Origin of the sequence: Pacificispira sp., assembly GCF_965228185.1 — a bacterium.
Classification (GTDB): domain Bacteria; phylum Pseudomonadota; class Alphaproteobacteria; order UBA8366; family Aestuariispiraceae; genus Pacificispira.
Map to the genome: position 1 here is coordinate 172,658 of NZ_CBDDHE010000004.1, position 13,626 is coordinate 186,283.

Genomic DNA, 13,626 nt, shown 5'->3' on the forward strand with positions numbered 1-13,626 from the left:
ATGACCCTGGACGAATTGACCGCGGCCTATCACGGCGCCGCGCTGCGTTTGTTGCCGGTCGGTCTGGCTTGGCCCAAAGAGGGCGACGACGGGGCGATCCAACAATTCTGGCGCGGGATCGTGCGCGAATTCGCGCGTTTTCACCTTCGCGTCTTGGATCTGATCCGCGAAAGCGATCCGTCTGCCGCGTCCGAATTGCTGACGGATTGGGAAAGGTTTGTCGGTCTGCCCGATCCCTGCATGCCGCAATCTCCGACGATCGAGGAGCGGCGCCAGGCGGTGGTCGCAAGGTTGACGGCTCAGAATGGCCAAACGCCGGCCTTCTTTGAAGGATTGGCCGCCGCCTTGGGTTACAGCGCGACGGTTGCGGAGCGCCGGCCGTTCACCTGTGGCGTCTCGGAATGCGGCGGCGCGCATGAAATCGCGGCCGAAACGATCCGGTTCAACTGGTTCCTGCACGTCGCCGGGCCCCGGGTCGTTCATTTCCATTGCGGGGAAGGCGAATGCGGCGTCACGGCGCTGACCGACTACCGCCAGGCCGAGGATCTCAACTGCCTCGTCCAAAGATTGAAGCCGGCGCATACCGACGCCGACCTTATTTACGAGGGTTAGACCATGGAATATGTGCCGCCGCTCAATGGCGACCTTGAAGATCCCGACCGTGCCTATGCAAACGGGTCATCGGGTGTTCCGGGGTCCGGATCGATCCCATCCGCGAGGTTCTTCAATCTCGTCCAAGCGGAATTGATCGCCCTTGTTGAGGCGGCCGGGATCGATCTCGACGACGAGGACGACGCTCAGATCGCCGCGGCGGTCCTGGCATTGATTAAAGCCGGCGCGATCGGGGACGTCCCCTTCATGGCCGGGTTCGGGCCGGATGGCGCGGGCGCCGACCTGGAGGTCGCGACATATGGTTACCTGGTCCTGGCCCGGGCGATCAAGCTGACCGGGATGGCCGGGTATATCGAGGCGCCTGCGACCGGCGCTGCGGTGGTTCTGGACGTTGAGGCCAACGGGGCGACGATTTTCCAGACCGCGCCACAATTCGCGGCCGGGGCCAACGCCATGACGGCCGGTGCCTTCACCGCCGGCGCCGCAAGCCTGACGCTGGCGGCGGGGACACGGCTTACATTCAAGGTCACGCAGGTCGGGTCTAGCGTGGCGGGGCAACGCATCGGCTTCACTCTGAAGGGTGAGGCGGGCTGATGCACCTCTATCCGCAAGGCGTATCGGTCCGGCCCGGGATCGGTAGCTGCTTCATCGGCGTCACGGGGGATATCACCGCCCTTGGCGTCGGTGCCTATATCGAAAGTGGGCACCGCGCGAGCGCCAGCGGCGACCGCGCGTTCGACAACAATTCGGCGAACAACTGGGAATCCGAAAGTCCCGGCACTACGGCCAGCTATATCGGTTGGAATTGGAGCGCCGGCGAGGACGATTGCCGGGCGATTGTTCGGCGGTGGTCAATCCAGCAAGCCTACAACGCGTCCAACGGAACCAAGCTCGCCAGTACGGCCGTTCTCGAAGTGTCCGACGACCTGGTCGATTGGACAGTCGTCGATACGCGCGCGTTGAACACTAGTTTCGGCGAAGGCGCGGGGCCGGTGCAAACCTTCGACGTCGCGGTGCCGGTCCTGGCCCGCGCGGCGCGGCTGCGTCCGACGGCGTTGACCGGCGGCGGATCGATCCCTGTCTGGGTTGTCGCAGAAGCCCAGTTTATCGAAAACATCGTTTAAGGAGCGCCCGCGATGACGCTTTATATGAAGCTGTCCGAAGACCGTACCAGCGTCGTCGGCGTCCCGGTGCCCCGGCCGATCCGCACCGATGCGGTGATCGACGGGGCGATCTATCGCCACACCGACGTTACGGCTTTCAGCGACGCGGAGCTGGCCGAGCGGGTCGGTCTGGTCGCGGTCGATCCGGCCTCGGATTTCGATCCGTCGCGCCATGTCGCGGACGGCGGCGGCGATCTGTCCGGTGACGGTCTCGCCCTGCCGGCCTATAGCGTGCGCCCCGTGACCGCCGACGATATCGCGGCGGAGGCCGAGCGGCGGATCGCGGTCGGTATCCTGGTCGATGGCGCGGCGTTCCGGGGGGACGATGCGTCGGTACAGCGCGTTTCCGAGATGCTGGACGCATTCGAACGCGCCCTTGTGCCGGTGGAAGGGGTCACTTTTGCCACCGCCGCCGGAAACGTCCTGACGTTGACCGAGACCGCCGCCGCCGCCGCCGCGATCTACGAGGCGCTTCTGCGCCATCGCGCGGCCGTGCTGGCGACGTCTGCGGTGCTGCGGGCCGCACCGCCTGCCGATTTCGCGGAGGATAGCCATTGGCCGGCGGTCCAGACCGTCGATCTGGGCGAATAGATCATGTTCGATCTTATCGAAAGATATGTGCCGCCTGAATTGGCAAAGGCGATCTATGGGCTCGCCACGCTTTTCTTCTTTAGCTGGGTCGGCCGGATGGCCTTCCATGTCCAGCAGGTTCAACGCCAGCGTCGGAAATTCTGGTCGCTGCATCTGGTCTGGGAAACGGCTGTCGCGGTTGCGATCGCCTTCGTCGCCGATGGTATCGCCTCTTATCTCGGCTTTACCGGCCCGGTGAAAAGCGGTGCCGTCGTCGCCATCGCCTATATCGGTCCGCGCGGGATCACGACGATCGTGATCTGGCTGGCAGACCGCCATCTGCCCAAGGCTCAGGGTTAAACACAACTAACGAAAGGATCGTTCGATGCCGAAATGGGATCCGGCGACCACGCCGCATTTCACAAGGGAAGAAATGCAATGCCGTTGCGGCTGTGGCGCCTGTGAAATGGATCAGAAATTCATGGAAGGACTAGAGGCGCTGCGGGTTGCCTATGGGCAGAGCATGGTCGTCAAATCCGGCTTTCGATGCCCTAATCACAAGGACGAGCGCCAGAAAGCAAAGCCTGGCGCGCATGCCCAAGGCTTGGCGGCGGATATTCGCTGCATCGACGGCGGGAACCGGCACCGCCTCGTAAAGCTCGCTTTGATGGCGGGTTTTCAAGGCGTCGGGGTGGGGCGTTCGTTTGTCCATATCGATGATGGGCACGCCTACGCCGCCCGGCCTGCAATCTGGACATACAGCTGACGCGCCATAGGGCGGCGTCGCCAAGCATTCGCGAAATCCGTTCATGCGCGAGTAGAGCGGTGCGCGAAACCCGGGTGACCGGGTCCTGGGTCGACTGACGGCCCGTCCATCCACTGAAAGAGGGGAGAGATCCCATGCGTCTGCGAAATCTTTTCGCGGCCGCCGCGCTGTGCCTATTGGTGCCCGTGGTTGCCGCCTGTTCCGCCCTGTCCGATCCGGCCGCTTTCCTGACCGAGGCCGCCGAACTGAAGGGTAAGGTCTCCGACGAGACCCTGGGCCGCGTCGGTAAGGCGATCGATACCTATTGCGCCGTCGTGCCGGAGGCGCAGCGCCTCGGCCTGCGCGGTGCGTTGGCGGATTATACGTCCGGTCACGTTCTGGAAATCCACTGTGCCAAACGCGTGGGGAAGGCGGCGGCGCCTGAGATCCCCGAGCGGGTGTCCGGTGGGGGCGCGCCGGCGCCGCGTCCGAAGCCCAAGACGCAAACCGCTTTGATGAGTCCGGTCGGTGCCGGCGACGATCCTCCGTCCGGCCTTACCCACTAGAACCGATTTCCCCTGGCCTCACATCCTGGGGTCTCCTCGGGCCGCGAACGCCATTCGCGGCCCGCTTTTCCCGTTTCCAACAGGCGAGGGCGGGCCCATGGCCGCGATCGATCCCGAATCCGTTCAGGTTTCCGAAATCTCGGTGACCTTCAAGGAACGCGAAAGTCTGGAATCCGGTATTCCGACCTGGCGCCTCGCAGCGCCGGTCAGCTATCGCGACGGTTTGGGCGTGTCCCTGACCATCCCGGCGGGCTTTCATACCGACCTGGCATCGGTCCCGCGTGCGCTGTGGCCGATTTTCCCGCCCTTCGGATTCCATCTGCGCGCCGCGATCGTACATGATTGGCTCTACGTCAATCGCCCGGTCTCGCGCGCCCGCGCCGATGCGATTTTCCTGGAGATCATGCTGCGCTACGGCGTGCCCGCCTGGCGCGCCCGGGCGATGTATTTCGCTGTCCGGATCTTCGGGGGGCGCGCCTGGCGGCCTTGATCCGGCTATTTGTGCTCCGCGGAGACGTCTTCGACCGCTCTCTCGATATTGTCGAGTTTGCTTAGTAAAATCCGGATAGCATGGGATAAATCCTCCATCCCTTTGGCTAATTCCTGAATTCCACGATCTTGTGTGTTTTGCGCATTCCGAAAATGCCGCAGCGCGTCGTCAATATACATTTCACCCTCCGCTCAGAAGTAGCTGACGGGGGCAGGGGCGCAGCAACGCCCCGAACCGCGGCGCGACAACGCCGCACTTAGGCCAGGCTTTCGCGAGCCCGGCGGTCGCCCCGCCCGTCACGCGCGTGACAAGAGGGCACATTACGGATGCAACTCAATGGAGTCTATACGCTGTCGGCCCTGCGGCCGGCTTCTCTACAAACTTGCCCGGCGCATGGCTGGGTTGGTCATCGAAACCAAGTGCCCGCGCTGCGGGACTATCCACAAACTGAGCGTCCCCGAGAACGCCCCCTCCGAACGCCCTGGAGCGTCTGTTTGCCCGGAGGCTGGCATTGGATGCTCAACCAAATCCCCATCAAAAACTTAGAATTCTGGATCTATTTTCAGGCATTGGCGGTTTCTCGCTCGGCCTGGAGCGCACTGGCGGCTTTGAAACGGCCGCGTTTTGCGAGATCGAAAAATACCCGCGATCGGTGCTCGCCAAGCGTTGGCCTGGTATCCCGGTTCTCGGCGATGTCCGGGAGGTAACACATGCCTCTCTCGGATCAGCCGGACTTCTTCCAATCGACGTCATCTGTGGGGGATTTCCCTGTCAGGATCTATCCGTTGCAGGCAGCGGCGTCGGACTTGCCGGCGCCAGGTCCGGGCTATGGTCCGAAATCGCCCGTCTTACTGGCGAACTACGACCCAGCTTCGTGCTCGTGGAGAACGTCGCAGCGCTCACTTTTCGAGGGTTGGGAACCGTTCTCGGCGACCTGGCCGAGATCGGGTATGATGCGGAATGGCACTGCATTCCAGCTTCCGCCCTTGGTGCCCCTCACCGCCGCGACCGAATCTGGATACTGGCCTACCCCAGTAGCAACCGACACCAACGCCCTATCATTCGCGACCGGCCGTCTGTCGATCTCCGGCGCCCGATATGTGAAATTTGCACAGACAGGTCACAAGTACGGACTGTGTCTGACCCACACGGTTTGGATTGTGGATTTGGGAGGAATAGATCGGGATCTAGTGACCGGCGGGACAGTCGACCCTGTGTCGCTGGCAAAACACTTGGATCGAGCCAATGCGATTTATCAATCGGGGCTTGGTTTGCCTCTGAACCCGACTTGGACAGACTGGCTGATGGGATACCCTATCAACTGGACCGACTGCGATGCCTAGGTAATTCCATCGTGCCGCAAGTGGTGGAATGGCTCGGTCGCTCTGTCCTCAGCACGGTCAATTGCGACTCGTAGGTTGCGGTAATTCGTGATAGGGGAACGGCAATCTCAAGGGATTCCGATTTTGGGGTCACATTTCGGTACACAATTAATGTGCGGAACCTAGCTAAGTTATTGTTTTTAATAAACCCCGCTCAGCGCGCGAATCCAGGTTCCCCAGCCACACGGAAACCGCGCTTCGGCGCGGTTTCTTCGTTCTGGGAGGCCGCTCAATGGCCAAGAAATCAGGTAAGAAGGGCGGCGGCAGCCGGAATGTCACGGACGCGCGCGGCGCCCGGGTCCGGGTAAAGACCGCACGCGGGCGAAAACTGTCGTCCACTCTCTGGCTGGAACGGCAACTGAACGACCCCTATGTCGCGGAGGCGCGCCGGTTGGGCTATCGCGGTCGGGCGGCGTTCAAGCTGGCGGAAATCGACGATAAGCACAATTTGCTGAAGCCCGGCAGCCGGATCGTGGATCTGGGCTGCGCACCCGGCGGATGGACCCAGGTCGCGCTGCAGCGCTGCGGTGCCGGCGCGCGCGTGGTCGGGATCGATCTTCTGGAATGCGATCCGATCCCCGGCGCGATCCTGATGACCGGCGACTTCATGGATGACGACGCGCCGGACCGTTTGAAATCCGCCCTAGGCGGGCAGGCGGACATTGTTCTGTCCGACATGGCGGCAAACACGACCGGCCATCCAAAGACGGACCATCTGCGCATCGTCGCGCTGGTCGAGACGGCCTATGCCTTCGCTCAGGAGGTCCTGGCACCAGGCGGCGCTTTCGTCGCAAAGGTCTTTTCCGGCGGGACCGAAGGATCGCTGCTCAACGTTCTGAAGCTCGATTTCGAGCGCGTTTTCCATATGAAACCGCCCTCAAGCCGTAAGGAATCTCCGGAAATGTATGTGGTCGCCCTCGGCTTCCGCCGAAAGGATGACAACCAGGGCGGTTAAATATTCTACAATAGCGTGATATGATTGCCATCATTCTTCGGGGGAAGAGGGGGCAATCGAATGTATTTGGAAGACATGCGCCTGCCGGGGCGGCAGGAAGACGATACCGGCTTTCATCTTTCCTTGGTCATGGCCGGTGCGGTTTCGGCGGGGGCCTATACCGCCGGGGTTCTGGATTTTCTGATCGAAGCATTGGATGCCCTGGAAACCGCGCGGGCAGAGGGCGATCCCATGCTGCCCCGGGACCATCGCGTCACGGTCGATGCCGTGCTCGGCGCTTCGGCCGGTGGGATCAGCGTGGCGTTGCTCGCGTCCGTCGTACGAGGTCCGGTCAAGGGGGTCGCCGGCGCCCGCTATGATCCGCAAGCCGAACATTCCGTGCTCTACCGGTCCTGGGTGGAGGAGGTCGATATTGCCGGCATGTTGCGCGACGATGATTTGACCGACGGCAAACCCTTGGTGTCGCTGCTCAACACGCTCGGAGAACACAGTATAGACGGTATCCGGGATCGGGCGGTCGACATCCGGAAGACCCGTACCGACTTTCCAGCCTGGCTGCGCGATCCTCTGCCGATCTATCTGTCGACCACGAATTTGCGCGGTGTTCCCTATAACCTGTCCTTTATTGGCGAGGCGGGGACCCTGCATGCGGTGACGGCGCATAAGGACTACGCCCGGTTTGCCTTCGGGACGCAGGATCCGGGCTGGGTCGGGCACGGTTTTCTGGACTTCAATACAGATGGATCTTCGCCCGCCTTCCGGACATTGGCCGATGCCGCCATGGGCACGGCGGCATTTCCTTTCGCGTTGCGTCCCCGGCGGATCACAACCGACCGGGACCTTTACAATCAAATGCACTGGCCGGTGCCGTTGGATAAGCCCGTCGACGGCAAATGCATGAGTTCCGTCAAAATCCGGCCCGATTTCCCGGGTTCGCCCGCTGGTGGCGATTTCGCTTATTGGACGGTCGATGGCGGGACGATGAATAACGAGCCGATCGAGGTCGGCCGACGGCTGATCGCGGACGAAAGCGGCCGGAATGAACGAGACCCTGTCAAATCCACACGGAAGCTCATTATGGTAGACCCGTTCCCGAATGTTCATGAAGAAGGGGAACCGAAAGACGGGGAACCGACAATCGGCTTCGTCCTGGGCGCTGTTATGTCCGCCCTGAAGCAACAGGCCCGGTTCAAACCGGAGGATTTGGCGGTCCTGCGCAATGGCACGCCCAGCCGATACGTCATCGCCCCCGCCCGCTATGAATTGGACGCTGCCGGGGATGAGAGGCCTGCGAAGTATGCTGTTGCGGGCGGGGCGCTTGGCGCCTTTGGCGGGTTCCTGGATATCGGCTTTCGCCATCACGATTACATTCTGGGCCGGATCAACGCTCAGCGGTTCCTGGCGAACTGGTTCACGGTTCCCGTCGAGCATCGCCTGATCGCGGGACGCTGGTCGGACGAGCAGATCGACTATTGGAAAATCGCGCGCGACGACGGAACCCATGTCGTGCCGATCATTCCGTTGGTCGGCGGCATGAACCGGCGCGATCTATTCGGATTGGATTTGGGGCTACGCCCCTTCACACCGCCCTGGCCGAGTGGCTTCCCGGACAAACTGCCGGAATTGAAGGGGCGGATGAAGAAGCGGATCGGTAAGGTTCTGTGTCGTCTGATCGATGAGAATTTGGACAATTCGCTGCAGCGTGTCGCGGCGAAGGCGGCCGTCGGATTGCTGAATGGCGCGATCACTGGCAAGGCAATCGCAAAAATCGAGGCTGAATTGCAGGATGCGGACCTGCTTTAGGTCATTTGACGTCAAATTCCGACGAAATGCATCGCAAGGTGACCTGAAAGTCTGTTTTGGCGGTTGAGTTGCAGTTGATACCGTCGGGAATAGGAATTTTGGGTTAAATTTTGCAAATCCGCACCCGATTGAGGTTGGATTATAGGGAATTCTGCGTATATTGCGGCACCGCAGACAAAAGAGGAGTGCCGTCCGATGACCTTCGCCGAAGCCCTGACATTCGATGACGTCCTCCTGCAGCCCGGACATTCCAATGTCCTGCCGGCGAAGACCGTGACGGCGACGAAGCTGACCAGTACCGTAGAACTGGGCATTCCCTTGATCTCCGCCGCAATGGACACGGTCACCGAAGGCCGTCTGGCCATCGCGATGGCCCAGCAGGGCGGTATCGGGGTCGTTCACAAGAACCTGACCGTCGAAGAACAGGCGAATGAAGTTCGGATGGTCAAACGCTTCGAAAGCGGGATGGTCGTCAACCCGATCACCATCACGCCGGACCGGACCCTGGACGAAGCGCTTTCCATCATGCGCCGCAACGGCATCAGCGGCATTCCGGTCGTCTCCAAACGCTCGAAGAAGCTGGTCGGCATCCTGACCAACCGCGATGTGCGCTTCGCCGAGGACATGAGCACCCCGGTGAAGGAACTGATGACCAAGCGCGGCCTGGTCACGGTGCCGGAAGGCGTCAACCGCGACGAAGCGATGCGCCTGCTGCACAAGTTCCGCATCGAGAAGCTGCTGGTCGTCGACGAGGAACGGCATTGTGTCGGGCTGGTCACGGTGAAGGATATCGAAAAGGCGCAAAACTATCCCAACGCTTGTAAGGACGAACGCGGTCGCCTGCGTGTCGCCGCGGCGACGGGGACCGGCGCGGACGGCCTGGCCCGTGCCGAAGCGCTGTTGGAGGCGGGGGCCGACGTCATCGTCGTCGATACCGCTCATGGCCATTCCCAGGGCGTTCTGGATCAGGTCGTCAATGTCAAGAAACTGTCCAACTATGCTCAGGTCATCGCCGGTAACGTCGCGACCGCTGACGGCGCGAAGGCGCTGATCGACCACGGCGCCGATGCGGTGAAGATCGGTATCGGCCCGGGATCGATCTGCACCACGCGGATTGTTGCCGGTGTGGGCGTCCCGCAATTGACCGCGATCATCGAAGCGTCCGAGGTCTGCCGCGCCCAGGGCATTCCTGCCATCGCCGATGGCGGCATCAAGTTCTCCGGCGACCTCGCCAAGGCCATCGCCGCAGGTGCCGACGCCGTCATGGTCGGTTCGCTGCTGGCCGGGACCGAGGAAGCGCCGGGCGAGGTCTTCCTGTATCAGGGACGTTCCTACAAATCCTATCGCGGCATGGGGTCCGCCGGGGCGATGTCGCGCGGCTCCGCCGATCGATATTTCCAGGAAGAGGTCGCGGAAAGCCATAAATTCGTGCCTGAGGGCGTCGAAGGCCGCGTTCCCTACAAAGGGTCCGTCTCGGGCGTCGTGCACCAACTCGTCGGCGGCCTGCGCGCCGCGATGGGGTATACCGGCAGCGCAACCGTCAAGGATCTGCAGGAACGCGCGACCTTCCGTCGGATCACGAATGCCGGTCTGCGGGAAAGCCATGTTCACGACATCACGGTGACGAAGGAATCCCCGAACTATCAAATCGACCGTTGAGCCGACGCCGATGATCGAACTCGTCGGATTGATCGCGGGGCTTTGCACGACAATCGCCTTTTTGCCCCAGGCATTGAAATGTTGGCGCAGCCGATCGACCGGGGACATCTCCTTGACGATGTTCCTGATCTTCGCGGCCGGAGTGTGTCTCTGGCTGACCTATGGCCTGGCGATCGGCGATCTGCCGCTCGTCCTGGCGAATGGCGTGACGCTGTTTCTGGTATTGTCGATTCTTTGGATGAAGGTGCGGTACGGATGACACCAGGGGCACGCATCTCGGCCGCCATAGGGCTGCTGGAACGGCTCGATGCCGCCGACGCGCCGCCGGCGGACAAGCTGCTGGCCGATTGGGCACGGAACAACCGGTATGCCGGGGCAAAAGACAAATCGGCCATCGCCGGGATGGTCTACGGTACCTTGCGCCGCAGGGGGCAGATCGACTGGTGGCTGTCGCGTTGCCAGGGCGGAGCGCCGACGGCACGCGCGCGGATTCTGATCTGGCTGCAGCTGGGGCAGGGGCAGCAACTGACGGATATGGATGGCGCCTTCACTGGCGACCGGTTCGATCCCCCACCTTTGACCGGTGCGGAAAAGCGCGTCGCGGTCGAACTGGCGTCTCAGCGAGGCTTCGAACTGGATTGCCAGCCCTTGTCCGCGGCCGCGAATGTGCCGGATTTCCTGTCAGACGAGCTAACATCGCTCTATGGCGACACTGCCGCCGTGCAACTGTCCGCCCATGGTGAGGAAGCGCCGGTCGACCTGCGCGTCAACACGCTGAAAGGGGATCGGAAGACTGCCGCCGAGCGCCTGGCAGCCGAAGGGGTGGAAGCGGTTTCGACACCTTATTCGCCGATTGGGCTGCGCTTGCGCGAACGGCGGCCGCTGACTGGGACCGCCGTTTTCAAGGACGGGTTGATCGAGCCGCAGGATGAGGGGTCGCAACTGGCCGCCCTGATGGTCGAAGCCAAGCCCGGCATGAAGGTCGTCGATTTCTGTGCCGGTGCCGGTGGCAAGACCTTGGCGCTTGGCGCGGCGATGGAAAATACCGGCCGCATCGTCGCCTGCGACGTTTCGGAAGCCCGTCTGACACGGGCGGGGCAACGGCTGAAGCGGGCCGGCGTGTTCATGGTGGAGCGGCGTCACCTGTCGTCCGAACGGGACAAATGGGTCAAACGCCGTGCGGCCCGGTTCGATGGCGGCTTCGACCGTGTCCTGGTCGACGCGCCGTGCAGCGGGTCCGGCACCTGGCGGCGCAATCCGGACCAGAAGTGGAAGCTGACCCGCGAAGGGTTGGACGAGGTTATGGCGAAACAGGCGGCGGTTCTGGACAGCGCGGCACGTCTGGTCGCGCCCGGCGGTCGCCTGATTTATGTGACCTGCTCGATCCTGCCCAGCGAGAATGAGGCGCAGGTCGCTGCATTCCTGTCTCAGAACCCGTCCTTTTTTACGCATCCCGCCGCGGATGTCTGGAAGGAGGCGGTTGCCGGTTCTCCCTATCCTGGGGATACCGAAAATCCGTTCCTGCGCCTGACCCCGAAGGACCATGATACGGACGGGTTCTTTGTCGCGATTCTGGGTCGGAAACTGGGGTGAGCGGACGGGCACCGTTACGGCTGAATGCGTCCGCAAGATAGAGGGGAGGAACCTTGTCCGATATCCTGTATCATATGATTGCCGACGGCCCGACACCGGTCGCGCCCTTTTCGCACGCGACGGAAGTCAACGGCTTCGTCTTTCTGACGGGGCAGATGCCGACCGATCCCGGAAACGATCAAGCACCGCTGCCCGACGGGATCGAGGCACAGACACGCCGTGTCATGGACAATCTGATCCTGATACTGGGCGGTCTCGATCTGGGGCTGTCGGATGTCCTGCAATGCCGGATTTATCTGACCGAGTTCGAGCGGGACTATGCGGCCATGAACCGAACCTATCTGGAGTATTTTGAGGCGGGGCGTTTGCCGGCCAGAACGACCATCGGCGTGACCGGCCTTGCCGTCGGCGCCCTGGTTGAGATCGATATGGTCGCCCGCCGACCCTAACCTTATCCGGTTTCCGGATGTCCGATAGCTCAAGGCGCGAGACGCGTCCGATGAAGGAAGATTTCAGACCATGACAGACATTGTCGGCGACGAACGCATTCTTATCCTCGATTTCGGCAGCCAGGTAACGCAGTTGATCGCGCGCCGGGTACGCGAAGCGGGCGTCTATTCGGAAGTACATCCGTTCAATGCGTTTTCGGACGAGCAGATCCGCGCCTTCGCCCCGAAAGGGATCATTCTCAGCGGCGGCCCGGCCAGCGTCACTCATTCCGATACGCCGCGCGCCCCAAAAATTGCTTACGACCTCGGCGTGCCGGTGTTTGGCATCTGCTATGGCCAGCAAACCATGTGTGCCCAGCTCGGCGGGTCGGTTGAAGGTTCGGATCATCAGGAATTCGGCCGAGCCGAACTGGAAATCGTCGACGATTGCGGCCTGTTCGAGGGGGTCTGGCAGAAGGGCGGTAAGCCTCAGGTCTGGATGAGTCATGGCGATCGGGTGGACAGTCTGCCGGAAGGATTCCGCGTGGTCGGCCGCAGTTCTAACGCCCCCTTTGCTGCGATTGCGAACGACGACCGCAAATTCTACGCCGTGCAGTTCCACCCCGAAGTGGTTCACACACCGGATGGCGCGCGGCTGATTTCCAATTTCGTGCATCTGGTCTGCGGCTGCACCGGCGATTGGACCATGGCCGCCTTCAAACAGCAGGCGATCGAAAGCGTCCGCCGTCAGGTCGGGGAAAAAGGCCGCGTCATCTGCGGTCTGTCCGGCGGCGTCGACAGCTCCGTTGTCGCGGTCCTGATCCACGAAGCCATCGGCGAACGGCTGACCTGCATCTATGTCGATCACGGCTTGATGCGCCAGGGCGAGAGCGATCAGGTCGTGCGCCTGTTCCGCGATCACTACAACATTCCTCTGGTCCATCGCGATGCGTCTGACCTGTTCCTGGGCAAGTTGAGCGGCGTGGACGACCCGGAACACAAGCGCAAGATCATTGGCGGCCTGTTCATCGACGTTTTCGAGGAAGAGGCGAAGAAGATCGGCGGCGCCGATTTCCTGGCCCAGGGAACCCTGTATCCGGATGTGATCGAAAGTGTCAGCTTCGCCGGTGGCCCGTCGGTGACGATCAAGTCCCACCACAATGTCGGCGGCCTGCCGGAACGCATGAACATGAAACTGGTGGAACCGCTGCGCGAGCTGTTCAAGGATGAAGTCCGCGCCCTGGGCCGAGAGCTGGGACTACCCGAAAGCATGATCGGCCGCCATCCGTTCCCCGGCCCGGGCCTCGCCATCCGCATTCCGGGTCCGGTCGATCGGGACAAGGCGGACATTCTGCGCAAGGCCGACGCGATTTATCTGGAAGAAATCCGCAATGCCGGTCTGTATGACGAAATCTGGCAGGCCTTCGCGGTCCTGCTGCCGGTCAAGACCGTCGGGGTGATGGGCGATGCGCGCACCTATGACCATGTCTGCGGTCTGCGGGCCGTTACATCCACCGACGGCATGACCGCGGACAGCTATCCCTTCGAACACGCCTTCCTGAGCCGCGTCGCGACCCGGATCATCAACGAAGTCCGCGGCATCAACCGCGTCGTCTATGACGTGACGTCGAAACCGCCCGGGACAATCGAGTGGGAGTGA

17 protein-coding genes are annotated in these 13,626 nt (G+C 62.1%); all 17 read left to right on the forward strand.

The genetic code is table 11. From position 1 onward, the window contains the following. Positions 1-612 carry a YmfQ family protein gene (locus tag ACO06O_RS09095; RefSeq protein ID WP_421878486.1) on the forward strand — a complete coding sequence of 204 codons (612 nt, stop codon included), beginning with the start codon at positions 1-3 and terminating at the stop codon, positions 610-612. Positions 613-615: 3 nt separating this feature from the next. After that, on the forward strand, positions 616-1,206 hold the full coding sequence (locus ACO06O_RS09100; protein ID WP_421878489.1) for a hypothetical protein: 591 nt from the start codon (positions 616-618) through the stop codon (positions 1,204-1,206). After that, positions 1,206-1,736, forward strand: a complete 531-nt coding sequence (locus ACO06O_RS09105) for a discoidin domain-containing protein (RefSeq protein WP_421878492.1) — start codon at positions 1,206-1,208, stop codon at positions 1,734-1,736. Before ACO06O_RS09100 ends, ACO06O_RS09105 begins: the two co-directional genes overlap by 1 nt. Positions 1,737-1,748: 12 nt before the next feature. Beyond that, entirely contained in the window at positions 1,749-2,366 is a 618-nt protein-coding gene (locus tag ACO06O_RS09110) for a hypothetical protein (RefSeq protein ID WP_421878494.1), read from the forward strand. A 3-nt stretch (positions 2,367-2,369) separates the two neighbouring features. Further along, entirely contained in the window at positions 2,370-2,705 is a 336-nt protein-coding gene (locus tag ACO06O_RS09115) for a phage holin family protein (RefSeq protein ID WP_421878497.1), read from the forward strand. Positions 2,706-2,730: 25 nt separating this feature from the next. Further along, positions 2,731-3,111, forward strand: coding sequence for a D-Ala-D-Ala carboxypeptidase family metallohydrolase (locus ACO06O_RS09120; RefSeq protein WP_421878500.1), 381 nt, complete (start codon positions 2,731-2,733; stop codon positions 3,109-3,111). A gap of 134 nt (positions 3,112-3,245) precedes the next feature. Then, a complete protein-coding gene (locus ACO06O_RS09125) occupies positions 3,246-3,656 on the forward strand; it encodes a hypothetical protein (protein WP_421878503.1) in 411 nt (136 codons plus the stop codon). Positions 3,657-3,753: 97 nt separating this feature from the next. Then, positions 3,754-4,146: a DUF1353 domain-containing protein gene (locus ACO06O_RS09130; RefSeq protein ID WP_421878506.1), complete on the forward strand. Its 393-nt coding sequence runs from the start codon at positions 3,754-3,756 to the stop codon at positions 4,144-4,146. A gap of 336 nt (positions 4,147-4,482) precedes the next feature. Next, positions 4,483-4,692 (forward strand): Com family DNA-binding transcriptional regulator, encoded by a 210-nt coding sequence (locus ACO06O_RS09135; protein WP_421878509.1) that lies wholly within the window; start codon positions 4,483-4,485, stop codon positions 4,690-4,692. Beyond that, on the forward strand, positions 4,658-5,563 hold the full coding sequence (locus ACO06O_RS09140; RefSeq protein ID WP_421878513.1) for a DNA cytosine methyltransferase: 906 nt from the start codon (positions 4,658-4,660) through the stop codon (positions 5,561-5,563). The genes ACO06O_RS09135 and ACO06O_RS09140 overlap by 35 nt, the downstream gene beginning before the upstream one ends. A 197-nt stretch (positions 5,564-5,760) precedes the next feature. Then, entirely contained in the window at positions 5,761-6,483 is a 723-nt protein-coding gene (locus tag ACO06O_RS09145) for an RlmE family RNA methyltransferase (protein WP_421878517.1), read from the forward strand. Between the two features lie 60 nt (positions 6,484-6,543). Continuing rightward, positions 6,544-8,286 (forward strand): patatin-like phospholipase family protein, encoded by a 1,743-nt coding sequence (locus tag ACO06O_RS09150; protein ID WP_421878520.1) that lies wholly within the window; start codon positions 6,544-6,546, stop codon positions 8,284-8,286. Positions 8,287-8,481: 195 nt separating this feature from the next. After that, entirely contained in the window at positions 8,482-9,945 is a 1,464-nt protein-coding gene (gene guaB, locus ACO06O_RS09155; RefSeq protein WP_421878523.1) for an IMP dehydrogenase, read from the forward strand. Positions 9,946-9,955: 10 nt separating this feature from the next. Next, entirely contained in the window at positions 9,956-10,204 is a 249-nt protein-coding gene (locus tag ACO06O_RS09160; RefSeq protein ID WP_421878526.1) for a SemiSWEET transporter, read from the forward strand. Further along, positions 10,201-11,538, forward strand: a complete 1,338-nt coding sequence (locus tag ACO06O_RS09165; protein ID WP_421878529.1) for an RsmB/NOP family class I SAM-dependent RNA methyltransferase — start codon at positions 10,201-10,203, stop codon at positions 11,536-11,538. Before ACO06O_RS09160 ends, ACO06O_RS09165 begins: the two co-directional genes overlap by 4 nt. Before the next feature lie 53 nt (positions 11,539-11,591). Further along, positions 11,592-11,987 (forward strand): RidA family protein, encoded by a 396-nt coding sequence (locus ACO06O_RS09170; RefSeq protein ID WP_420416635.1) that lies wholly within the window; start codon positions 11,592-11,594, stop codon positions 11,985-11,987. 70 nt (positions 11,988-12,057) lie between these two features. Continuing rightward, complete coding sequence (gene guaA, locus ACO06O_RS09175; RefSeq protein ID WP_421878532.1) at positions 12,058-13,626, forward strand: glutamine-hydrolyzing GMP synthase; 1,569 nt, start codon at positions 12,058-12,060, stop codon at positions 13,624-13,626.